This is a genomic window from Pantoea sp. WEP (assembly GCF_041678305.1).
Classification (GTDB): domain Bacteria; phylum Pseudomonadota; class Gammaproteobacteria; order Enterobacterales; family Enterobacteriaceae; genus Pantoea; species Pantoea dispersa.
This window is the reverse complement of record NZ_JBGNXB010000001.1, coordinates 2,371,416-2,393,418: the sequence shown is the minus strand read 5'-3', so window position 1 is coordinate 2,393,418 and position 22,003 is coordinate 2,371,416. Positions and strand designations below refer to the sequence as shown.

The window sequence follows — 22,003 nt, the reverse complement described above, 5'->3', positions numbered from 1 at the left end:
ACAAAAAAGTGAGTTACTGAATGATGAGTAAGTTATACAGTCCGGAATCAGCCGCAAGCGGAGTGGAGCAGGTTATTCAACTGCTGGAAGGGCGCTGGAAATTAATCATCCTTTTTCATCTGTTCGACGGCAAAGTACAGCGCTATTCAGATTTTGAAAAATTAATTCCCGGTATTTCGCAGAAGATGCTGGCGCAACAACTGAGACAGCTGGAAGCCGACGATATAGTGTCGCGGATGGTGTATCCTCAGGTGCCACCCAAAGTGGAATATCGACTCACTGAATGGGGACAGGCACTTTGTCCTGCTCTTGATGCCATGCTGAAATGGGCGGAAAAACGCCCGACTTAACCAGCCAGGACGCTGAGCCTGATCAAATTTAACCTGTTCAGGCTGGTGTTTAGGGTATAAAGCGTGCTTTTATTCGTCGTGACTGAGAATTTCATAAAATTAAATTTAACGTCCCTGTTATGAACCCGGGATTGCCCCGCGATAAAATAGTAAGAAAACGTGGCTTATAAACGGTAAGTTCAGGAGGTTTCTTTGCAGGCAGATACGACACGACTTCATCTACGAACGGTAATTGAATCTGACGCTGATGATCTTTTCAGAATTTATGGCGACCCTGCTACAAATACCTTCAATCCCGCAGGTCCGTATCCCGATATTGATTATGCACGTCAGGTGTTGGCTCGCTGGCTTCAGCACTGGGAAACGTACGGTTTCGGTAATTGGGCGATCGCGTTGACGGACAATCCGGGGAGAGTCATTGGTTTTGGCGGACTCAGCATCAGGAGCTATGCCGATTTATCAATCAATAACCTTGGATATCGCTTCTCTACAGAGGCATGGGGAAAAGGGCTGGCGACAGAGTTTGCTAAGTATACGGTCGACTATGGTTTTGGTGAAATAAAGTTGGCTGAAATATCTGCTGTAGTACGGGCAAATCATCTGGCCTCGCAAAAAGTTCTAACCAGGGCAGGATTGCAGTACTTACGAGAAATTCATGATGTGAAAAGTGCGCCCCCAAGCTTGCTTTTCACCTTGACTCAGGACAAGTGGAATAAAAAATAAATATGCGGGGCACACTGTCTCCCGCCGGATACCATTAATTTCCGCTGTGCTCTAAAATTAATGCTGCGAATCCGGTAACGCTCCACCTTAAAGTGCAGCGAGTATCGCGGCTTCCATTTTCTCCGGGGACGTGATCGGTGCAAAGCGTTTCAGCGGCTGGCCGTCGCGTCCGATGAGAAACTTGGTGAAATTCCACTTAATCCGTCCGCCCAGCACGCCGGGGAGTTCCGCTTTCAGATAGCGAAATAGCGGGTGCACTGCGCTGCCGTTAACCTCGACTTTGCCGAACATCGGGAAGCTCACCCCGTAATTAACATGACAGGTTTGTGAGATGTCATCAGCGTTTCCCGGTTCCTGCTTACCGAATTGATTGCAGGGATAGCCAAGCACCACCAGACCCTGTGCGGCATATTTCTGATAGAGCGCTTCAAGGCCGGCGTACTGGGGCGTGAAGCCGCAATGACTGGCGGTATTCACCACCAGAACCACTTTGCCAGCGTAGTCGGCCATAGAGATAGGTTGACCGGTCAGGCTGGTGGCCGAAAACTGATAAAAAGGGGGCATGTCAGTGTCCTCAAAACAGCACAGGTTCGATGTTGATGTTGCCACGCGGGCCCAATAGCGGGCTGCATAGCCTGGCGCGCACAGCATAACTTTCTGCGCGCCGTTGTCACAATAACACTGACATCTAACCTTGCAGACAGAGCCTGATCGCCGGCACAAAACTCTGTCTGCCAGTCTCACTCAGACGCCTCTGCCAGCAACGCCGTCTGCACAGCAGGGCGCGCATTGATCCGTGCCATATACGCCAGTAGCGCAGGCCAGCGATTCACCGTCAGTTTGGACTGGTGTGTTCGCCATCCGGTCAATCTTCTGTTGCTGCGCAGTCACTGCTGACGACGCTGCGTAAAGAAAGATAAGCGGCGGTCCGGAGGTCAATTTATTTGCTGGCTAACCGTCAGTTTCATAATGAAGGGCCTCGCCGCAATCTGTCAGCCGCATGAAAACCGGGAGGTTAATAAAATCCGTGACATCCATGTGTTATGCCATCACGGCGCAATGACCGCCGACATCTGCTTCAACACTTCGTCACGTGCTCTCAGGCCAGCATTCGGCGTTAACACCTGTTCATCCTGAATCAGTTTGGCAAAAACAATTTTTTTCCTGTCTTTGGTCGCCCAGCCGACATACCAGCCATAGGCATGGTGCGGATCGTATTGATTATTTTTCCCCGGTGAGCCGGTTCCTGTTTTGCCGTGCACCGTCCAGCCCTTAACGCTGACGTCGTAGCGGGTAATATTATCTGTCATGTCATAGGCATGCTTGTTTACGCGCAGCTCACGGTTAACGACTTTCCTTAAAAAGCCAATCTGCTGAACCGGTGAGATCTGCAGGGATGACATAACCCACACCCCATTCTGACCGGGGGCGCTGACGTCAACGGCGGAAACATCTTCGTTTCCGTAAGCAAACGCCTTTACATAGTCTTCAAAGCGATGTTGCCCGATTTTTTTAACAACCTGCTGCGAATACCAGAAGACCGAATATTTTAGCCATGCCGTGGGATCGATTTTATTCATCCAGTTTTTACCGCCCCAGTCCGGGTATCCTTGTTGGTAATCCCAGGCGGGTTCCTTTTCATTTTTCAGCACGCCGGCATCAAATCCCATCAGGCTGATGGCTATTTTAAAGGTGGATACGGGTGTGACTTCTCTACTGCAGTCGTTGCCACTCTCCAGCAGGACTTTGCCTGACTCAGCGTCAACAATCAGGGTGCACAGGTTTTTGGCGAATGCCTGCTGTGAAAATAATATCGCAGCAACAGAGGCCATAACGGCCAGACGGGTTTTCATTGATGATTGGATCCAAAGTTAAATGCTAACGTAATTTACACCCTGAGAAAGGGCACTGAACGCGGTCTGGCCGTGCATCAAGAGACTGGTCACGCCACATCCCTTTATCATCTGCAAATTATCGCGTCCGGTGTGCTTATTAATAACCCTGAGCGGGGATAAATAAAAACGATTTAATCTGCGCCTGTTTTTTAGGAAAACTAAACGATGCGAAACCGTATTTCCGGATGACAAACGGCGCGAAAAAGACGCTATTGCGATCTGCACACCTGCGGCATTTTTCGTCTCGACGGCGATATAAGCGGTAATTAATGGGATGTAGTCCTGCGCCTACACAATCGGTAAGCACATCCGATGGTCAGGGATATTAATACGTGACAAGCTTATCCTCAGTTCACGGCAATCCTCTGCCAGGCATAATGAGAATGTATTTTCAGGAGTGGTTATGCAGCCGGTTAAACGTTGGCAACGCGATATCTGTCATTTAAATACCCGGGCATTAACCTGGGTGGCGGCGGGCGCATTTTGCGCGGGCTGCTGGTTATTGATCAGCGTGCTGGTGCTAACCCTGTAACGCGTAGCCAGTGTGAAGAGAATTAGCGCCAGCCGGAAGGGAATCCGCACCAGGGCGTCAGGGATGAAATTTTTGTAGTGGTTGGGGGCGCGTTGCCCCCTTTTTTGCCTGCAGACAGGGGTAATGCCATGCGCAGCCCGTGCGATTACGGCCCGAGACGCAGCGTTTCGGCGCGTTTTGCTGTCTCGTAAACGTATTGCAGCATCGGTTCTAAATCGGCATCCGGTCCGGCGCTGATAATTTTGCCGCGCAGCCATTCAATTTCACTGGTGATATCAGGATGAAAGATGGTGTTGTTTTGCGCGTTGCGTAACCACTTCAGCAAAAAGTTATTTTTCCCGCGTACGCCGCCGGACTTCTTGCTGTTCACATAGAGTTTTAACGCAACCAGAATGCAGTAATAGAAATGGACGCGCTGACTATAATTCTGCAACATCTCTTGGCTCTTCATCTGCCGTTTTTCACGCCCGCCAGTGTGCATTGATGTGAAAAGCAGGTCAAACACAATTGGCCGCGCGCCTGTCACAATTGCGAGCGCAACCAACATTTTAAGAATTTCTTTAGCAGCTGATAAATTGCGCCCGCCAGCAGCTGGATGCTTTGCCGGGCAGAATAGCCTGTGATTATTTGTTAATAATCACAAAAAAGCACAGCCGTATCTGATAATTAGATAGATCCGATTCTCTAAATGAATTTCCCCTCCGTATCGCCATCTGCAACTCTGTTCTCCGCGCTGGCCACCCTTGCGTTTTACCGGCCGGTAAAATTTTTATTTGCATCAACATGGCTGTCATAAACAGGAGGTGAATTATGACAAAACCTGCTCTGGCGTTCGCTGCGGCCTTACTGGCGCTCAATGCCACCGCATCCGTTGCGGCTCAGCCGCATCACGTTTATACCAATAAAGATTTCTATAAAAATGGCGTCTTCCAGAAAGAGGTGGCGAAAGATGCAATAGCGCAACTGCTCGCTTCTTACGGTCATACGCTGACGCCGGCCATGCGCCAGCAGCTGTGGGTCAATGATTTCGGGCTGGGCGATTATCAGCATGTTGGCCTGGCCAGCATCACCTGGGTCAATAATCTGGATTACGGTTATTACGCCATGACCATGTATCTGCTGCCGAATCAGATGATTCCGGAGCATCGACACATGCCGATTAGCGCGCCGCCGGCACGTCCGGCAAAACATGAATCGTGGCGCGTCCTCGATGGCTGGGTATATAACTTCTCAGAGATTGGCGCCGCATCAGCGGATATTCCGCCGACGCCGAAAAGTTTTGGTCCGGTGCAAAGCCACAATGTCGTCATTCAGCATCAGGGCGAAACGCTGTCGCTGAAAAAACTGGAGAGCTATCATTTCCTGATGGCCAACAGTAAAGGGGCGATTGTTGATGAATATGGCAACTGGCAGGATCGCCGCGGCTGGTTCAGCTCCAATCCTAAAGTCGCCCCTACGCCGTAAACCGTGCCCCATAATAAATAGTTGATGTGATTTCCCTGTAGCCACCGGAGGCATTCGCGCCTCCTTTTTAATTAATGCTATTTACCGGGATGCGCAAAGAGCCGCTCAGCCGCGGCGATTTACCCGGTGCAGACGAATACCACGCTGTTTCATCTCCTCAACGGCAGCACAGGGGCAATCGTCATCGGTGATCACACCGTCCAGCTGCTGCAGCTTACACACGGAATACACGCTGTAACGACCATATTTGCTGCTGTCAGCCACCAGATAACGCTGCGCTGAGGCGGCCAGCACCGCCTGATTCACCAGCAAGGTGTCTTCGTCGGGTGTCGAGAGGCCGTGCGTGACATCCCACGCGCTGGCGCTGAGGAAGGCCAGATCAATATTGAACGCGGCAAGGGCGGTCGCTGCCATGGCACCCACGCTGGCAATATGCCGTTTATCGACTTTGCCACCCGTATGAAATAGCGTGATGTGGCTGTGACGCATCAGCCAGGCGGCAATCGTAAAGTCGTTAGTCAGCACGGTGAGACTTGCCTGATCGCCTAACGCACGCGCAATTTCATAGCTGGTGGTACCGGCATCGAGGTAGACAACCTGGCCATCCTGTACCAGCGATGCGGCATAACGGCCAAGGCTTTGTTTGGCGTGCACGTTCAGCTGTGCCTTCTCCACATACGGCAATGCCTGATGGACCACGGCAGGCAGCCTGGCGCCGCCGTGTATGCCGACCACCAGGCCGGCGTCCTGCAGGAATTTAATATCGCGGCGGATGGTCATCGCCGACACCGCCATCAGCGTGGCCAGTTCGTGAATGGTGGCCGATCGTTTCGCAAACAGGTAGCGATAAATAGCGTCTTTTCGGTCTTCGGGCAGCATCATGAGCTCGGGGTTAAAAGTGACGTTTTGCCTGCCGTGCCACGCGTGCATAGCGTCCGGTACGGCAGCTTCGCTATGATAGCTCATCTAAAGTTGAATCAGATTCAACGAGGCAATGAGTCAGGAGACACGAAAATGCCCGCCCTGCAACGTAATGAACTGGCCGATCTGAATGTTTTTCTGCTGATTTGCCGGCGCAAGAGCTTCCGCCTCGCCGCGCTGGAACTGGGGGTCACCACGTCGGCCATCAGCCACACGTTGCGCAGTCTTGAAGCGCGTCTTGGCGTACGCCTGCTCAACCGCACCAGCCGGGCGGTGGTGCCGACGGACGCCGGTGCCGCTTTTTTGCGCCATCTGGAAACCGGCTTTGCGCAGATTGAGCTGGCGCTGAACGATCTGCACCTGTACCGCGAATCACCCAGCGGCCGTCTGCGGCTGAACATCCCGCGTGATGCCGGGCAGCTGCTGTTTCGGCCGATCCTGGCGCGCTTTATGGCGACCTATCCGGAGCTCAGTCTGGAAATTACGGTGGATAACAATCTGGTGGATATCATCGGCAGCGGCTATGACGCCGGGATCCGCTACGGCGCCAGCGTACCGAAAGATATGATCGCCATGCCGCTGACGCCCAAACTGCACTGGATCGTGGTGGCGTCACCCGATTATCTGCGCGACGCGCCGCCGCTGCAGCATCCGGACGATCTGCGCAACCATCGCTGTATTCGCATGCGCCTTGGCAATGGCACGCTGTATAAGTGGCCGCTGGCGCAGGGCAAGGTGGCGTATGAGGTCGATGTGCCGGGCACGCTGACGCTCAATGAGAGCGACATGATTATTGATGCGGTCGCCGGCGGTTACGGTCTCGGCTACTGCCCGGAGCGCTACGTACAGGCACAGCTGGCGAGCGGGCAGCTGGTGCGCGGGCTGACGGACTGGTGCAGTGAAGACGAACCGCTGGTGATGTATTACCCCGACCGACGCCAGCTGCACCCGGGTTTACGCCGGCTGATTGAGATGATCCGTGCCGAAACGATGCGCTAACGCTGGATGCGTGCGGCGTAAATAATAAACGTCACCACGCCAAAAATTTCCAGCTCCTCCTCTTCACGCAGCCGGATGGGCTGATAGCGCGGATTCATCGGCATCAGCTGTACGCAGGGATGCGTCTGCAGCCGCTTGACGGTGAACTCGCCGTTGATGGCGGCGATCACGATGTCGTCGTGCCGGGCATTGAGTGAGCTGTCGACCACCAGCAGGTCGCCTTCGCGGATATTGGCATCGCGCATCGAGTCGCCTTCGACGCGCACAAAATAGGTGGCGCTCGGGCGGGTCACCAGCAGCTCATTGAGATCAATCTGGCGCTCGATGTAGTCCTGAGCGGGCGAGGGGAAACCGCCGTGCACCGCGTCAAGGAATAGCGGGCGGGAGCGCGAAGGCGGTGAAAGCTGTGGCAAAAAGAAACGCGTCATAGCGAATATTCCATAGATACTGTTTTTATATACAGTATCAGGCGATTTTTGCTATGATCAAGTCTGCCTGCGGTAAAAAAAGCGAAGCGTATGAAAAACAGCAGAATTCAGTTTTTTGCCGCGCAAACCGCTGAAAAGTGCACTCTTCGCTAAGCACTCTGTGCGCCCGTCTGGCGAAACTTCAATTGTTGTCTACACTTAATGTTGCCGATGTTCGTAGTGCGGTTGCAGTGTTGATGAAAATTTCGTTTAGTTCTGGAGCGTTACCCTTTCGATTCCCGTGTTTACGGAAAAACCTCCTCACTTCCTGCCTGCGAACAGACTGCCCGTTTACGTTCAGATACAGGAGGAGACGTGACCCCTGCGGTTAATGAGAACAGCACCCTGCCGTCGCTAAGTGGCGGACTTTACGCCTTCTTTTTTGATGTTGACGGCACGCTGGCCGCGCTTCAGTCGCAGCCCGAGTCGGTTTCCATCCCCGCATCGGTGCGCCAGCATCTGCAACAAATTTCTAATTTAAGTCACGGCGCGCTGGCGCTGGTTTCCGGCCGTCCGATCAGCCAGCTGGATGAGCTGGTCGCGCCGCTGGAAGCCCCGGCGGCGGGCGTGCACGGCGCTGAGCGCCGCGATGCCAGCGGACATCTGCATCGTCAGTCGCTGCCCGATGAGGTGGCGCAAACGCTGCAGGTTGAACTGCAGCAGACCCTTGACCAGTGGCCCGGTACGCTGCTGGAAGTGAAAGGCATGGCCTTTGCGCTGCACTACCGCAACGCGCCAGAGTATGAAAACGCCATCATGCAGCTGGCCGAAGAGGCGGTAACCCGCTTTCCGGCGCTGGCGCTGCAGCCAGGTAAATGCGTGGTGGAACTGAAACCGCAGGGCATCGATAAAGGTGCTGCGGTACGCGAATTTATGCAGGAAGCGCCATTTACCGGTCGCATTCCGGTATTTGTGGGCGACGATCTGACCGATGAGAAAGGCTTTCTTGCAGTCAATGCCATGCACGGCATCTCGGTCAAGGTCGGTGAAGGTCCAAGCCAGGCGCGCTATCGTCTGCCCGATGTGGCAGCGGTCTGGCACTGGCTGGAACAACTATTATTACAACTAGAACATGACAACGTCGGTAAGGAGTTTAGGTTATGAGTCGTTTAGTCGTCGTATCTAACCGTATCGCTATTCCTGATGGAAGCAAAACCAACGCAGGCGGTCTCGCCGTCGGCATTCTGGATGCGCTGCAGACCACCGGAGGATTGTGGTTTGGCTGGAACGGAGAGATCAGTGAGTTTTCCGGTGAAGAAGATGAGGAACTTACCCAGATCGAACAAGACGGCATTACCTATGCCTCATTCCCCCTCAATCAAAACGATTACGATCAGTACTACTGCCAGTTTTCGAATACGGTGATCTGGCCCGCGTTCCATTATCGCCTCGATCTGGTGCAGTACCAGCGTGAAGCCTGGGAAGGCTACTGCCGCGTGAATACCCTGCTGGCGCAGCGGCTGAAACCGCTGATCAAGCCGGACGATATCCTGTGGATCCACGATTACCACCTGCTGCCGTTTGCCGCTGAACTGCGTAAACAGGGCATCAATAACCGAATCGGATTCTTTCTGCATATCCCGTTCCCGACGCCGGAAATTTTCAATGCGCTGCCGCCGCATCAGGAACTGCTGGAAATGCTGTGTGAATACGATCTGCTGGGTTTCCAGACAGAATCCGATCGCGTGGCGTTTCTCGACAGCCTGAGCCAGCTGACGCAGCTGCAGAATAAAGGCGAGAAGAAGCATCGCGCCTTTGGCAATACCTTTATGACCGAGGTTTACCCTATCGGTATCGAGCCGGACAGCATTAAAGAGATGGCGGAAGGGCCGCTGCCACCGAAGATGGCCGCGATGAAGCGTGAGCTGGGCGATTTGCAGAACATTATCGCCTGTGAGCGTCTCGACTATTCCAAAGGCTTGCCGGAGCGTTTCCTTGCCTATGAAGCGCTGCTGGAAAACTTCCCGCAGCACCGCGGCAAAATCCGCTACTCACAGATTGCGCCGACCTCGCGCGGCGACGTGCAGGCCTATCAGGATATTCGTCACCAGCTGGAAACAGAAGCGGGGCGCATTAACGGTAAATACGGCACGCTGGGCTGGACGCCGCTCTTCTATCTCAACCAGCATTTTGATCGCCGCCTGCTGATGAAGATTTTCCGCCTGACCGACGTGGGGCTGGTTACGCCGCTGCGTGACGGCATGAACCTGGTGGCGAAAGAGTATGTCGCGGCGCAGGATCCGGACGATCCGGGCGTGCTGGTGCTGTCGCGCTTTGCCGGAGCGGCTAACGAGCTAACTTCTGCGCTAATCGTTAACCCGTACGATCGTGATGATGTGGCGGCGGCGCTGGACCGCGCGCTGACCATGCCGCGCACCGAGCGTATCTCGCGCTATAACGACATGATGGCCGTGCTGCGTAAGCAGGACATTTCGCACTGGCGCGAAAGCTTCCTGAACGATCTGAACACGCTGCCGGCACGCAGCGCCAGCCACGGTAGCGATAACAAGGTCGCGACGTTTCAGAAGCTGGCGTAATTAGCTCCGCAAGGCGCGATTTTCCCCTCAGGCAATGCCTCTCCCGTACGCGGGAGAGGTATCCGTCAGACGACGCAGGCAGGACCGTGCTGCGTAGCGTTTTCACGCGATATCCTCACCGAATGAAATCGATTTCATTTTGTTAAGCGCTAACCCGCTGACCCGGCACCAAAAAACGCACGAATTGGTTAAAATTAAGCCAGTTAAGCACTGAAACGCTGAATTTTTCCTTCCGACCCTAAAGATTTGGCTGGCCAGGCCGATAGTTCTAATACATCAGTGTGTTAGTTAGTCAATTCATTCATATCGCTAATGTAACGTGCTGTTACATCCCTTGTGACTCGCTAAACCCTCCCTACAAACTCTTTACACACCACAAGCGCGCTGCATCCACTCTTCACGCTTCGCTAGCACAGCGCCATTAGTCCTGCTTGGCAATATTCCCTGTAAGTGATTAATTTAAAAGCGAATAATTACGGCGATTTTTGGTGTTTTATGCTGCCTTTTTGGTTTATTTCGGGGCCTTGTCTTTGCCTAAAGCCAACGTAGCAGATAAAAGATCGTCCCATGGCGGCGATCTGCGACACACTTCAAAATTCAGACTTTTCCTGTGAAATATTAGCGAAACGTTTCAAAATCGCTCAAAAAAAGAACAACAGAAAAGCATTACTGAAGCTTCACTTGAAAAATTTGCCTTAAAAGTGTGACGCAGATCACACTTTATCTAAAATTTCATACCAATCACGTTGTATGTCGAAATCAGACGATATAGATTTGCCTTGTTTTCGGATTAGTCTTAAAAAACTGTAAGCAGACGTCACGGAAGATGGTTACAACTCAAGAAAAGATTGGCCTGGAGTTTTGACTACTACTGATCAATATCCCGGTGGGAAGTGAAACAGTTCAGTACGCGTTGGCTTATGCCTGATTATTTTTTGCCATCTTTAGATTTACCAACCAGCAACCCGAACCATAGAACACATAATTCTGTGGCCGTATATATGTCGCGTCTATCAGGATGGAAAAAAATGGGTACATCAGAATTACTAAAACACATATATGACATCAATCTGTCATATTTATTGCTTGCACAGCGTTTGATAAACCAGGAAAAAGCTTCAGCAATGTTTCGTTTAGGTATCGATGAGCCAATGGCGGATGCATTGCAGCAATTGACTTTACCTGAGATGGTAAAATTAGCGGAAACCAATCAACTTGTTTGCCAGTTCCGCTTTACCGATCACAATCTTATTAACCGTTTAACGCAGGAATCACGTGTGGATGATTTGCAGCAAATCCACACCGGTATTTTATTATCCAGCCGTTTATTGCGCAGCGCATCGAAAGATGATGTCTCTGCTAAAAAGAGGGCGGTGTAATGACCGAAAAAAGTATTGTTCAGGAAGCGCGTGATATTCAGCTGGCAATGGAGCTGATTACCCTGGGCGCACGACTGCAGATGCTGGAAAGTGAAACCCAGCTGAGCCGCGGTCGCCTGATTAAACTGTACAAAGAGCTGCGTGGGGCACCACCACCGAAAGGCATGCTGCCATTCTCTACCGACTGGTTCATGACCTGGGAACAAAATATTCATGCGTCGATGTTCTGCAACGCCTGGCAGTTTCTGCTGAAAACCCGGCTGAGCAGTGGCGTAGAGGCGGTTATCAAAGCGTATCGCCTGTATCTTGAGCAGTGTCCGCAATCGGACGAGGGCCCGCTGTTGGCGCTGACCCGCGCCTGGACCCTGGTGCGATTTGTTGAAAGTGGCATGCTGGAATTGTCTGACTGTAAATGCTGTGGCGGAAGCTTCATCAACCACGCGCATCAGCCGCCGGGCAGCTTTGTTTGCAGCCTGTGCCAGCCGCCATCACGTGCCGTAAAAAGACGTAAACTTTCTGCAGATTCTGCCGATACCTTTCCACAACTGCTGGATGAACAGGTTAAACGCGCCGTTTAAGTTTGTTCGCATCGTGGAAAGCATCCAGCAGCGGTTAATACCGCTGCTTTTTTTTTGCCCACACCCTGTGAATAACACCTGCGGCTCTCTGGCTTAACTTCCACCAACACGTTACGGACGTAAGGATGTTTTTGTGCTGATTATTGTGGGTTATATCGTAGTCCTCGGTTCCGTGCTGGGCGGTTACATGATGGTAGGCGGCCATCTGGGCGCGCTTTACCAGCCGTCGGAGTTGCTGATTATTGGCGGCGCCGGCATAGGTGCGTTTCTGGTGGGCAACAACGGCAAATCGATTAAAAAGACGCTAAAAGCGCTGCCCTTGTTAATGCGCGGCTCAAAATATAACAAAGCCGTATACATGGATTTAATGGCGCTGCTGTATCGCCTGATGGCGAAATCACGTCAGCAGGGCATGCTGTCGCTGGAACGCGATATTGAAGATCCCAGCCAGAGCGAAATTTTCGCTAACTATCCGCGTATTTTGTCCGATAAACCTTTAGTGGATTTTATTACCGACTATTTACGGCTGATGGTGAGCGGAAATATGAATGCTTTCGAGATCGAAGCCCTGATGGATGAAGAGATCGAAACCTATGAACACGAGTGCGAAGTACCAGCACAAAGCTTAGCGGCAGTCGGTGATGGCCTGCCGGCGTTTGGTATCGTCGCCGCGGTAATGGGCGTGGTGCACGCGCTGGCCTCAGCGGACCGCCCGGCGGCAGAACTGGGCGCGCTGATTGCGCACGCCATGGTGGGAACCTTCCTCGGTATTCTGCTGGCTTACGGCTTCATTTCGCCGCTGGCATCCGTGCTGCGCCAGAAGTGCGCGGAAACCACCAAGATGATGCAGTGCGTCAAAGTCACGCTGCTCTCCAGCCTGAACGGTTATGCGCCGCAGATCGCCGTCGAGTTTGGTCGTAAAACCCTGTATTCCACCGAGCGTCCGTCCTTTACCGAGCTGGAAGAGCACGTGCGTAACGCGAAAAACCCGGCTAAGCAGACTTCGGATACGCCTTCATGAAGCACGGTAATCGCCCGATTGTGCTGGTCAAACGGCGCAAACATAAAAAGCATGAAGGCAGCCATGGCTCATGGAAGATTGCCTATGCCGACTTTATGACGGCGATGATGGCGTTCTTCATGGTGATGTGGCTGATCTCGATCGCCAATCCGCAGGAGCTGGTGCAGATTGCCGAATATTTTAAAACGCCGCTCAAGGTCGCCCTGACCGGCGGTCAGCGTAGCAGCGACAGCGAAAGTCCGATTCCCGGCGGCGGCGATGATCCGACGCAGAAGAAAGGCGAAGTGCAAAAACAGGTCGATATGGATGCGCAAAAGCGCCAGCTGGATGACATTCGCCTGAACCGGCTGCGTGAAAAACTCGACCAGCTGATTGAGGCCGATCCGCGCCTGAAAGCGCTGCGTCCGCATCTGATCATCAACATGGTGGAAGAGGGGCTGCGCATTCAGATTATCGATAGCCAGAACCGCCCGATGTTTAAAACCGGCAGCGCCGAAGTAGAGCCGTACATGCGCGATATCCTGCGCGCCATTGCGCCGCTGCTGAATGATATTCCTAACAAAATCAGTTTGTCCGGCCATACCGATGACTTCCAGTACGCCAGCGGCGATCGCGGCTACAGCAACTGGGAACTGTCGGCGGATCGTGCCAATGCCTCACGCCGTGAGCTGGTGGCGGGCGGGCTGGACGGCGGCAAAATGCTGCGCGTGGTCGGCATGGCCGACACCATGAAACTGAAAAACCGCGGCGCCAACGACGCGGTGAACCGTCGTATCAGCCTGCTGGTGTTGAACCATGACACCGAAGCGGCGATTGAAAAAGAGAATGCCGAGAGCGATGCCGTTCAGGTGAGTGACCCGGCGCAGATTTTACCTAGCATTACCGCACCGGCTGGTCCGGCGGCGCCAACTGCCCCCACGGGTTCTACCGCAGCACCGGCCACACCGGCAGCCGCGGCGAATCCGCCGGCAGCGGCACCGCCCGCCGCCAGCGCGGTGACACCAGACCAACCCTCACAGCCGAGGTGATCCCGTGAGCATGGACATCAGCGATTTTTACCAGACGTTTTTTGATGAAGCCGATGAGCTGTTAGCGGATATGGAGCAACACCTGTTGGGACTGGATCCCCAGGAGCCCGATTCCGAGCAGTTGAATGCCATCTTCCGCGCCGCCCACTCCATTAAGGGCGGAGCCGGTACGTTTGGCTTTACGGTTTTACAGGAAACCACCCACATCCTGGAAAACATTCTGGATGGTGCGCGCCGTGGCGAAATGCAGCTCAGCACCGACATCATCAACCTGTTTTTGGAAACCAAAGATATTATGCAGGAACAGCTCGATGCCTATAAAACCGCGCAGGAGCCAAACGCAGAAAGCTTTAACTACATCTGTGAAGCCCTGCGCCAGCTGGCGCTGGAAGCCAAAGGAATAGCCCCGCAAGCCGCCGCACCGGTGGTGGCGCTCGCCGACGTGGCAGCACCTGCCGCGCCCGCCAGCAGCGGCCTGCGCCTGCAGCTGATCAATCTGAAAGAGAAAGAGCCGGATCTGCTGCTGGAAGAGCTGGGCAACCTCGGCACCCTGACCGATGTGGTGAAAGGCACCAGCTCGCTGGAAGCCACCATCGACGGTGTCGGCAAAGACGATATCGTGGCGGTGCTGTGTTTCGTGATTGATGAAGCGCAGATTCAGTTCCCGCAGGACGCCGCACCCGCCGCCGTTGCCGCCGCGCCAGTCGCAGAAGCCGAAGCCGCAGCGCCAGTGCAGCAAACGGCGACCGTCACCGACATTACCCCGGCGGTGAAGCGTGAGAGCAAGCGTGCCGCCGCGCCCGCCAAAAGCAGCGAATCCAGCAGTATTCGCGTGGCGGTGGAAAAAGTTGACCAGCTGATCAACCTGGTTGGCGAGCTGGTGATTACCCAGTCAATGCTGGCGCAGCGCTCCGGTGCGCTGGATCCGGTGGCACATGGTGACCTGCTCAACAGCATGGGTCAGCTGGAGCGTAACGCCCGCGACCTGCAGGAATCGGTGATGTCGATTCGTATGATGCCGATGGAGTATGTGTTCAGCCGCTTCCCGCGTCTGGTGCGCGATCTGGCCAGCAAGCTGGGCAAAGAGGTGGAACTGACGCTGCTCGGCAGCTCAACCGAACTGGATAAGAGCCTGATTGAACGCATCATCGATCCGTTAACGCACCTGGTGCGTAACAGCCTCGACCACGGCATCGAAACGCCGGAAAAACGGCTGGCCGCCAGCAAAACGGCGGTCGGCAATCTGACGCTGTCCGCGGAACACCAGGGCGGCAACATCTGCATCGAAGTGATCGATGACGGTGCCGGCCTCAACCGTGAACGTATCCTGGCGAAAGCGCTCTCGTCCGGCCTGCCGGTCAGCGACAGCATGAGCGATGAAGAAGTCGGCATGCTGATCTTCGCGCCAGGCTTCTCGACCGCCGAACAGGTGACCGACGTATCAGGCCGCGGCGTCGGCATGGACGTGGTGAAACGTAATATCCAGGAGATGGGCGGTCACGTCGAAATCTCCTCGAAGCAGGGCAAAGGCACCACCATTCGCATTCTGCTGCCGCTGACGCTGGCGATCCTCGACGGGATGTCGGTGCGCGTGGCAGACGAAGTATTCATCCTGCCGCTGAACGCGGTGATGGAGTCACTGCAGCCCACGGCTGAAGAGCTGAAACCGCTGGCCGGGGGCGAGCGCGTACTGGAAGTGCGCGGCGAGTACCTGCCACTGGTTGAGCTGTGGAACGTGTTTGACGTGCAGAACGCCAAAACCGACGCCACGCAGGGCATCGTGGTGATCCTGCAGAGCGCAGGACGTCGCTATGCGCTGCTGGTTGATCAGCTGATTGGTCAGCATCAGGTGGTGGTGAAGAACCTGGAAAGCAACTACCGCAAAGTGCCGGGCATTTCCGCCGCCACCATCCTCGGCGATGGCAGCGTTGCGCTGATTGTCGACGTATCGGCACTGCAATCATTGAACCGTGAGAAGCGTGTGGCCGGTGCCGCAGCGTAACAGATAACGAAAGGGTAAAAAAATGACTGACATGGCAACCGTGACGAAAATCGCCGGCGAAACCGTCGGCCAGGAGTTCCTGGTTTTCACCCTCGGTGACGAAGAGTACGGCATCGATATCCTTAAAGTGCAGGAGATTCGTGGTTACGATCAGGTAACGCGAATCGCTAACACGCCGGAGTTCATCAAGGGCGTGACTAACCTGCGTGGCGTGATTGTGCCGATTATCGACCTGCGCGTGAAGTTCTCGCAGCCGGACGTGGAGTACAACGAAAACACCGTGGTGATCGTGCTGAATCTTGAGCATCGCGTGGTCGGCATCGTGGTGGATGGCGTGTCTGACGTGCTGTCGCTGACGCAGGATCAGATCCGTCCGGCACCGGAATTTGCCGTCACCATGTCGACCGAGTACCTCACCGGTCTCGGTGCGCTGGGCGAGCGTATGCTGATTCTGGTCGACATCGAAAAACTGCTGAGCAGTGAAGAGATGGCGCTGGTGGATACGCTGCGTAGCGCATAATCGCTCGCAGAGAGTCACGGGTCGCTGATGCGGCCCGTGACTATTACATCCTTTATTAAACCGTTATAAATCAATAACAAAGCCCACAAATATTTCCTGCCCTCGCTCAATATTCCCGCCGTCAGGTCGATAACTGTATTGCACGATTTTTCTTCATTTCCCAGGGCAAACTATGTTTACGAAAATCCGCGTTGTGACCAGCCTGTTGCTGGTGTTGTTGGTGTTTGGCGTACTGCAGCTGGCTTCCGGCTCGCTGTTTTTCAAAGCGCTGAGTGACGACAAAAAAAGTTTCAATACCTCTCAGCTGGCGAGCAAAAACATTGCCGCCATCAATGATGCTTACATGAGCCTTAACCAAAGCCGCGTGATCCTGACGCGTATCCAGCTGCGTATTGCCACCAGTAAACTGACCGGCACCGAAGCTGACATCAGTACGCTGTTCGGGCAGAGCAGCACGTTCCAGCAGACGGCGCAGGACAAATTCACGCTGTTTAAAAACACGCCGGACACGCCGGGCCAGAACCTGCAGCTCAATCAGCAGCTGGAACAGACCTATAAAGCTTACGCCAGCGCACTGGCTGAGATGCAGCAGGTACTGCAGCACAACGATACCGCCGCAGCCGGCAAAGTACCGGTGGCCCCGACGCAAAGTGCCTTTCTGGAAAACTACACCCAGTGGCGCGCCGATCAGGATCGTCTGACGGCGGCCGGCGTGGCGGCGAACAGCGCCGCTTACGAGCACATGATGTGGCTGCTGGGGCTGGTACTGGCGCTGGTGGTGGGCGTGATCGTGCTATGCTGGTTCGGCCTGCGTAAGGTGCTGATTAAGCCGCTCAACGACAGCATCCAGCACATTGAACACATTGCGCAGGGCGATTTAACCCAGACCATCACCGTCGAAGGACGTAATGAAATGAGCCAGCTGGCGAGCAAGCTGCAGGAGATGCAGCAGGCGCTGGTGCGCACCGTCAGCAACGTGCGCGACGGCTCGGACGCCATTTTTACCGGCGCCAGCGAAATCTCCGCCGGCAATAACGATCTCTCGGCGCGTACCGAACAGCAGGCAGCGTCGCTGGAACAGACTGCGGCCAGCATGGAGCAGCTCACCGCCACGGTGAAGCAGAACGCCGAGAACGCGCGGCAGGCCTCGCAGCTGGCGCTCAGCGCATCGGAAACCGCGCAGAAAGGCGGAGAAGTGGTGGAAGGCGTGGTGCGCACCATGCACGATATCGCCGGCAGTTCGAAGAAGATTGCCGACATTACCAGCGTGATTGACGGTATCGCTTTCCAGACAAACATCCTCGCGCTCAACGCCGCAGTCGAAGCGGCGCGCGCCGGAGAGCAGGGCCGCGGCTTCGCGGTGGTGGCCGGTGAAGTGCGCAACCTTGCCCAGCGCAGCGCGCAGGCGGCGAAGGAGATCAAAGGGCTGATTGAAGACTCGGTGCGTCGCGTTGACAGCGGCTCACAGCTGGTCGGCACGGCGGGCAATACCATGGGCGAAATCGTCAATGCGGTGACGCGCGTCACCGACATCATGGGCGAGATCGCCTCGGCGTCAGACGAGCAGAGTCGCGGTATCGATCAGGTCGGCCAGGCGGTGACCGAGATGGACCGCGTCACGCAGCAAAACGCCTCGCTGGTGGAAGAGTCGGCGGCGGCGGCGGCCTCGCTGGAGGAGCAGGCCAGCCGTCTCAGCCAGTCGGTGGCGGTGTTCCGCATTCCACGAGGCGCTCAGCCTGCCAGCAGCACGGGCGTGCGCCATCCGCAGATCGCCCCCCCGCAGGCCAGTGCGCCACGCAAAGCGCTGACCGCGCCAGTCAGCGACGCCAACTGGGAAACGTTCTAAGCTGAAACGGGAGCGGACAACGCGCCGCTCCCTCATCGCCTGCTTTCTTTACTTATAAAACGCTGTAAAAAAGCTTTAATTCAGCATTATCCCTCGTAAAGTCCGGTAAACCCTCTCAAATATTCAGCGCAGCGGTCGATAAACAGGGCGCAACCCCCCTTTTTGGAGACACCATGTTAAAACGAATCAACGTCGTCACCAGCCTGATCGCCGTCCTGCTGGTGTTCGGTGCTATGCAATTACTGTCCGGCGGGCTGTTCTGGTCGGCATTACAAAAAGATAAAGAGGCGTTTGCTGTGGCACAAACGTCAAGTAATAACGTCGCTGCCATGTCCGATGCCTGGATTGAACTCAATCAAACCCGTACCGTGCTCAACCGCGCCATGCTGCGCATGCAGGGCAGCATGGCGTCACAGACCAACGGCGGTCAGCTTAACGCACTGATCGCGCAGACGGAGAAGCAGCTCGACACCGCGGCCGGCCACTATCAGCGCTATTACGATTTGCCAGCGACGCCAGGACTGTCTGATGCGCTGCGCGACCGGCTGGAAGCGGATTATGCCGCGTTCAATAACGGCCTGAAGGCGATGCTGGCCCGGCTGAAAGCCAACGATCTGCAGGGCATGTTTGATCAGAACATTGAAGCCAAGCAGGTCAAAATGAAAGCCACCTATGAAGAGTGGCGCAGCGCGCAGAGTGCTTTAGCCGCTGAGGGCGTGGCGCAGAACCAGCGTGCCTTCCACACCATGATGTGGCTGCTGGCGATCGTCGCAGTGATGGTGATCGCGGTAATTGTCGCCTGCTGGTTTGGCCTGCGCACGGTGCTGATTCAGCCGCTGCATCAGTTGCTCGGTCACATTCGCCATATCGCCGCAGGCGATCTGACGCAGACCATCACCGTTGAAGGGCGTAACGAAATGAGCCAGCTGGCCAGCAGTCTGCATGAAATGCAGCAGTCGCTGGTGCACACCGTCGGCAACGTACGCGACGGCTCGGACGCCATCTTTACCGGCGCCAGCGAAATCTCCGCCGGCAACAACGATCTTTCGGCGCGCACCGAGCAGCAGGCGGCGTCGCTGGAGCAGACCGCAGCCAGCATGGAGCAGCTCACCGCCACGGTGAAGCAGAACGCCGAGAATGCCCGGCAGGCCTCGCAGCTGGCGCTCAGCGCGTCGGAGACCGCACGCAAAGGTGGCGACGTGGTCGAAGGCGTGGTGCGCACCATGCATGACATCGCCGGCAGTTCGAAGAAGATCGCGGATATCACCAGCGTGATCGACGGCATAGCCTTCCAGACCAACATCCTGGCGCTTAACGCGGCGGTCGAAGCGGCGCGCGCCGGTGAGCAGGGCCGTGGTTTTGCTGTGGTCGCGGGCGAGGTGCGTAACCTGGCGCAGCGCAGCGCGCAGGCGGCGAAGGAGATCAAAGGACTGATTGACGATTCGGTCAGCCGGGTTAACGCCGGTTCGCAGCTGGTCGGCACCGCAGGTGACACCATGCAGGATATCGTCGGTGCGGTGACGCGCGTGACTGACATCATGGGCGAAATCGCTTCGGCCTCGGATGAGCAGAGCCGTGGCATCGACCAGGTGGGCCAGGCGGTGACCGAGATGGACCGCGTCACGCAGCAGAACGCCTCGCTGGTAGAAGAGTCGGCCGCCGCCGCGGCCTCGCTGGAGGAGCAGGCCAGCCGCCTGAGCCAGTCGGTGTCGGTGTTCCGCATTCCGCGCGCGTCGGCAGCGATCGCCGTGCGTCCCCCGGTGACCACGACACCGCCGGCGGTGCGTAAAGCCGCTACGGCCCCGGTGAGTGACGGAAACTGGGAAACGTTTTAATCATTGCCTGAATCGTCCCCTCTCCCGCAGCGGGAGAGGGGCACGTGGCGGGCCCTTCCCCGGTTTGCTGCTGGTCTTACCCCTTTCACCTCACATAAAGATCCGCGCCTGCGCGCCGATAACACCAGCGATCCGCCAATTAATGAGGTGTTTATGTTTAGTCGTGTTCGAGTGGTATCCGGCCTGCTGTGCGTGCTGGCGTTATTTGCCTTACTGCAGCTGTTTTCCGGAGGAATGTTTTTTTCAACGGTGAAAGCCGATAAAGATAATTTTGCGTACAACCAACGTCTTAGCACCCTGCAGCGGGCGATGGGCACCTCATGGGTTTCGCTGGTACAGGCGCGTAACACGCTGAACCGTGCCGGTATCCGCTATCTGCTGGACAGTCAGCAGGCCGGCTCCGGTGCCACGGTAAAAGATCTGGTGGCGCTGGCCAATACGGAGCTGAAAACCGCCGATCAGAGCTTTGCCGAGTTCAACGCTAACCTGTCGGAAAAGGGCAAAAGCGCGGAGAACGTGCTGACGCTGCAGGCCAACTACAACGCGTTTCGCGGGGCGCTGGCCGAGCTGATTGATTTTCTCAGTGCCGGTAACTTTAAAGGCTTTGTCGATCAGCCAACGCAGGGTTTTCAGGACAAATTTGAAAAGGATTACAACGCCTGGCTCGCCTACAACATTGTGCTGGCAAAACAGGGCATTGACGCCAACGAGAGCGCTTACCAACACGCGATTATGCTGGTGGTCGGCACGCTGCTGGTGACGCTGCTGGTGATTGCGCTGGTGTGGAGCGGTATGCGTACGGCGCTGATCCGTCCGCTGCAGCAGAGCATTGAGCACATCCGCCATATTGCGCGCGGCGATCTGACGCAGCCGGTCGATCTCAGCGTACGCAACGAAATGGGCGACCTGCTCAGTTCGCTGCGGCACATGCAGCAGGAGCTGACGCGCACCGTACGCATCGTGCGCGACGGTTCCGACGCCATCTACACCGGCGCCAGCGAAATCGCCATGGGCAACAACGATCTCTCTTCGCGTACCGAACAGCAGGCCGCATCGCTGGAGCAGACCGCGGCCAGCATGGAGCAGTTGACCGCTACCGTGAAGCAGAACGCGGAAAACGCCCGTCAGGCGTCGCAGCTGGCGCTGAACGCGTCCGAAACGGCGCAGCAGGGCGGCAAAGTGGTCGATGGCGTGGTCAGCACCATGAAGGACATCGCCGGCAGTTCGAAGAAGATTGCCGATATCACCAGCGTGATTGACGGTATCGCCTTCCAGACCAATATCCTCGCGCTGAACGCTGCGGTGGAAGCGGCACGCGCCGGTGAGCAGGGGCGTGGTTTCGCCGTGGTCGCGGGCGAGGTGCGCAGTCTGGCCCAGCGCAGCGCGCAGGCGGCGAAGGAGATCAAAGGCCTGATTGAAGATTCGGTCAGCCGCGTCAATACCGGCTCGGTGCTGGTAGAGAGCGCGGGCGAAACCATGAGCGAGATCGTCAACGCGGTGACCCGCGTGACCGACATCATGGGCGAAATCGCCTCGGCTTCCGATGAGCAGAGCCGCGGTATCGACCAGGTTGGCCTGGCGGTGAACGAGATGGACCGCGTCACCCAGCAGAACGCGGCGCTGGTGGAAGAGTCCGCGACGGCGGCGGCGGCGCTGGAAGATCAGGCCAGCCGACTGAAACAGTCGGTGGCGGTGTTCAATATTGGTAAAGAATTTGTCGCCCAGGCCGTTAACGTAACTACAGCGCCAAAAATTGCGCGTCCGTCTGCACCGCAGGCGCTGGCGCAAGCGGCAGGAGCTCGTGGCGCTGACGATAACTGGGAAACCTTTTAACCCTTGTGGCCGCCGCAGGGCGGCCCGTGTGAATGGTGTGCACTGGCAGCACAGTAGCAACCGCAGTATCACA

The 22,003-nt window shown here is 55.7% G+C and carries 20 protein-coding genes and 1 pseudogene; 15 read left to right on the top strand and 6 right to left on the bottom strand.

What is annotated here, in order from left to right; all coding sequences use genetic code 11:
* Window positions 1–23 precede the first annotated feature (23 nt).
* Together ABVR31_RS11020 and ABVR31_RS11015 are read left to right on the top strand one after the other, a co-directional pair.
* Complete coding sequence (locus ABVR31_RS11020; protein ID WP_058757707.1) at window positions 24–350, top strand: helix-turn-helix domain-containing protein; 327 nt, start codon at window positions 24–26, stop codon at window positions 348–350.
* A 192-nt stretch (window positions 351–542) separates the two neighbouring features.
* The gene (locus ABVR31_RS11015; RefSeq protein WP_136547191.1) at window positions 543–1,073 is read left to right on the top strand and encodes a GNAT family N-acetyltransferase; all 531 of its coding nucleotides are present in this window, start codon (window positions 543–545) and stop codon (window positions 1,071–1,073) included.
* An 87-nt stretch (window positions 1,074–1,160) separates the two neighbouring features.
* Here the strand turns inward: ABVR31_RS11015 and ABVR31_RS11010 are convergent, their stop codons facing one another.
* The 4 genes and pseudogenes from ABVR31_RS11010 to ABVR31_RS10995 all read right to left on the bottom strand — a co-directional run bounded on the left by ABVR31_RS11010 (window position 1,161) and on the right by ABVR31_RS10995 (window position 3,936).
* Complete coding sequence (locus ABVR31_RS11010; RefSeq protein ID WP_372772753.1) at window positions 1,161–1,637, bottom strand: glutathione peroxidase; 477 nt, start codon at window positions 1,635–1,637, stop codon at window positions 1,161–1,163.
* 176 nt (window positions 1,638–1,813) lie between these two features.
* Window positions 1,814–1,909: pseudogene (locus tag ABVR31_RS11005) on the bottom strand (glutathione transferase GstA); the annotation flags it as partial.
* Between the two features lie 213 nt (window positions 1,910–2,122).
* Window positions 2,123–2,926 carry a class D beta-lactamase gene (blaOXA, locus tag ABVR31_RS11000; protein WP_372772751.1) on the bottom strand — a complete coding sequence of 268 codons (804 nt, stop codon included), beginning with the start codon at window positions 2,924–2,926 and terminating at the stop codon, window positions 2,123–2,125.
* Window positions 2,927–3,645: 719 nt separating this feature from the next.
* Window positions 3,646–3,936 carry a hypothetical protein gene (locus ABVR31_RS10995; RefSeq protein ID WP_031279201.1) on the bottom strand — a complete coding sequence of 97 codons (291 nt, stop codon included), beginning with the start codon at window positions 3,934–3,936 and terminating at the stop codon, window positions 3,646–3,648.
* Between the two features lie 374 nt (window positions 3,937–4,310).
* Here ABVR31_RS10995 and ABVR31_RS10990 point away from each other — a divergent pair, with 374 nt between their 5' ends.
* Window positions 4,311–4,964, top strand: a complete 654-nt coding sequence (locus ABVR31_RS10990; RefSeq protein ID WP_058769674.1) for a hypothetical protein — start codon at window positions 4,311–4,313, stop codon at window positions 4,962–4,964.
* 105 nt (window positions 4,965–5,069) lie between these two features.
* Here the strand turns inward: ABVR31_RS10990 and ABVR31_RS10985 are convergent, their stop codons facing one another.
* Complete coding sequence (locus ABVR31_RS10985; RefSeq protein WP_372772748.1) at window positions 5,070–5,846, bottom strand: DeoR/GlpR family DNA-binding transcription regulator; 777 nt, start codon at window positions 5,844–5,846, stop codon at window positions 5,070–5,072.
* 132 nt (window positions 5,847–5,978) lie between these two features.
* Between ABVR31_RS10985 and ABVR31_RS10980 the strand changes: the two genes are divergently transcribed.
* The gene (locus tag ABVR31_RS10980) at window positions 5,979–6,884 is read left to right on the top strand and encodes a LysR family transcriptional regulator (RefSeq protein ID WP_372772746.1); all 906 of its coding nucleotides are present in this window, start codon (window positions 5,979–5,981) and stop codon (window positions 6,882–6,884) included.
* On the opposite strand, the gene umuD is transcribed toward ABVR31_RS10980, so the two are convergent.
* Window positions 6,881–7,312 carry a translesion error-prone DNA polymerase V autoproteolytic subunit gene (gene umuD, locus ABVR31_RS10975; protein WP_058757656.1) on the bottom strand — a complete coding sequence of 144 codons (432 nt, stop codon included), beginning with the start codon at window positions 7,310–7,312 and terminating at the stop codon, window positions 6,881–6,883. The two genes, ABVR31_RS10980 and umuD, sit on opposite strands and share 4 nt — an antisense overlap.
* Before the next feature lie 354 nt (window positions 7,313–7,666).
* Here umuD and otsB point away from each other — a divergent pair, with 354 nt between their 5' ends.
* From otsB to ABVR31_RS10920, 11 genes are all read left to right on the top strand, one after another.
* The gene (gene otsB / locus ABVR31_RS10970) at window positions 7,667–8,455 is read left to right on the top strand and encodes a trehalose-phosphatase (protein ID WP_021506285.1); all 789 of its coding nucleotides are present in this window, start codon (window positions 7,667–7,669) and stop codon (window positions 8,453–8,455) included.
* Complete coding sequence (otsA, locus tag ABVR31_RS10965) at window positions 8,452–9,888, top strand: alpha,alpha-trehalose-phosphate synthase (protein WP_088515882.1); 1,437 nt, start codon at window positions 8,452–8,454, stop codon at window positions 9,886–9,888. The genes otsB and otsA overlap by 4 nt, the downstream gene beginning before the upstream one ends.
* 1,028 nt (window positions 9,889–10,916) lie before the next feature.
* Window positions 10,917–11,267: a flagellar transcriptional regulator FlhD gene (gene flhD, locus ABVR31_RS10960; protein WP_021506283.1), complete on the top strand. Its 351-nt coding sequence runs from the start codon at window positions 10,917–10,919 to the stop codon at window positions 11,265–11,267.
* The gene (gene flhC, locus ABVR31_RS10955) at window positions 11,267–11,845 is read left to right on the top strand and encodes a flagellar transcriptional regulator FlhC (RefSeq protein WP_021506282.1); all 579 of its coding nucleotides are present in this window, start codon (window positions 11,267–11,269) and stop codon (window positions 11,843–11,845) included. Before flhD ends, flhC begins: the two co-directional genes overlap by 1 nt.
* A gap of 133 nt (window positions 11,846–11,978) precedes the next feature.
* Window positions 11,979–12,866 carry a flagellar motor stator protein MotA gene (gene motA / locus ABVR31_RS10950; protein WP_021506281.1) on the top strand — a complete coding sequence of 296 codons (888 nt, stop codon included), beginning with the start codon at window positions 11,979–11,981 and terminating at the stop codon, window positions 12,864–12,866.
* Window positions 12,863–13,894, top strand: coding sequence for a flagellar motor protein MotB (motB, locus tag ABVR31_RS10945; RefSeq protein ID WP_021506280.1), 1,032 nt, complete (start codon window positions 12,863–12,865; stop codon window positions 13,892–13,894). Before motA ends, motB begins: the two co-directional genes overlap by 4 nt.
* A gap of 10 nt (window positions 13,895–13,904) precedes the next feature.
* Window positions 13,905–15,896, top strand: coding sequence for a chemotaxis protein CheA (gene cheA / locus ABVR31_RS10940; protein ID WP_372774022.1), 1,992 nt, complete (start codon window positions 13,905–13,907; stop codon window positions 15,894–15,896).
* Between the two features lie 22 nt (window positions 15,897–15,918).
* Window positions 15,919–16,416 carry a chemotaxis protein CheW gene (gene cheW / locus ABVR31_RS10935; protein WP_021506278.1) on the top strand — a complete coding sequence of 166 codons (498 nt, stop codon included), beginning with the start codon at window positions 15,919–15,921 and terminating at the stop codon, window positions 16,414–16,416.
* Window positions 16,417–16,588: 172 nt separating this feature from the next.
* Entirely contained in the window at window positions 16,589–18,262 is a 1,674-nt protein-coding gene (locus ABVR31_RS10930; RefSeq protein ID WP_346303309.1) for a methyl-accepting chemotaxis protein, read from the top strand.
* A gap of 173 nt (window positions 18,263–18,435) precedes the next feature.
* Window positions 18,436–20,097 (top strand): methyl-accepting chemotaxis protein, encoded by a 1,662-nt coding sequence (locus ABVR31_RS10925; RefSeq protein ID WP_372772742.1) that lies wholly within the window; start codon window positions 18,436–18,438, stop codon window positions 20,095–20,097.
* A 153-nt stretch (window positions 20,098–20,250) separates the two neighbouring features.
* Window positions 20,251–21,930: a methyl-accepting chemotaxis protein gene (locus ABVR31_RS10920; protein WP_372772740.1), complete on the top strand. Its 1,680-nt coding sequence runs from the start codon at window positions 20,251–20,253 to the stop codon at window positions 21,928–21,930.
* Window positions 21,931–22,003 lie beyond the last annotated feature (73 nt).

Bases quoted from the DNA above. Each gene is read 5' to 3' on its own strand.
- ABVR31_RS10980 (WP_372772746.1), top strand. From the start codon at position 5,979: ATGCCCGCCCTGCAACGTAATGAACTGGCCGATCTGAATGTTTTTCTG.
- ABVR31_RS10985 (WP_372772748.1), bottom strand. From the start codon at position 5,846: ATGATGCTGCCCGAAGACCGAAAAGACGCTATTTATCGCTACCTGTTT.
- motB (WP_021506280.1), top strand. From the start codon at position 12,863: ATGAAGCACGGTAATCGCCCGATTGTGCTGGTCAAACGGCGCAAACAT.
- cheW (WP_021506278.1), top strand. From the start codon at position 15,919: ATGACTGACATGGCAACCGTGACGAAAATCGCCGGCGAAACCGTCGGC.
- ABVR31_RS10990 (WP_058769674.1), top strand. From the start codon at position 4,311: ATGACAAAACCTGCTCTGGCGTTCGCTGCGGCCTTACTGGCGCTCAAT.
- ABVR31_RS10920 (WP_372772740.1), top strand. From the start codon at position 20,251: ATGTTTAGTCGTGTTCGAGTGGTATCCGGCCTGCTGTGCGTGCTGGCG.
- umuD (WP_058757656.1), bottom strand. From the start codon at position 7,312: ATGACGCGTTTCTTTTTGCCACAGCTTTCACCGCCTTCGCGCTCCCGC.
- ABVR31_RS11020 (WP_058757707.1), top strand. From the start codon at position 24: ATGAGTAAGTTATACAGTCCGGAATCAGCCGCAAGCGGAGTGGAGCAG.
- ABVR31_RS10930 (WP_346303309.1), top strand. From the start codon at position 16,589: ATGTTTACGAAAATCCGCGTTGTGACCAGCCTGTTGCTGGTGTTGTTG.
- ABVR31_RS10925 (WP_372772742.1), top strand. From the start codon at position 18,436: ATGTTAAAACGAATCAACGTCGTCACCAGCCTGATCGCCGTCCTGCTG.
- ABVR31_RS10995 (WP_031279201.1), bottom strand. From the start codon at position 3,936: ATGTTGCAGAATTATAGTCAGCGCGTCCATTTCTATTACTGCATTCTG.
- ABVR31_RS11010 (WP_372772753.1), bottom strand. From the start codon at position 1,637: ATGCCCCCTTTTTATCAGTTTTCGGCCACCAGCCTGACCGGTCAACCT.
- flhC (WP_021506282.1), top strand. From the start codon at position 11,267: ATGACCGAAAAAAGTATTGTTCAGGAAGCGCGTGATATTCAGCTGGCA.
- blaOXA (WP_372772751.1), bottom strand. From the start codon at position 2,926: ATGAAAACCCGTCTGGCCGTTATGGCCTCTGTTGCTGCGATATTATTT.
- otsA (WP_088515882.1), top strand. From the start codon at position 8,452: ATGAGTCGTTTAGTCGTCGTATCTAACCGTATCGCTATTCCTGATGGA.
- flhD (WP_021506283.1), top strand. From the start codon at position 10,917: ATGGGTACATCAGAATTACTAAAACACATATATGACATCAATCTGTCA.
- cheA (WP_372774022.1), top strand. From the start codon at position 13,905: ATGGACATCAGCGATTTTTACCAGACGTTTTTTGATGAAGCCGATGAG.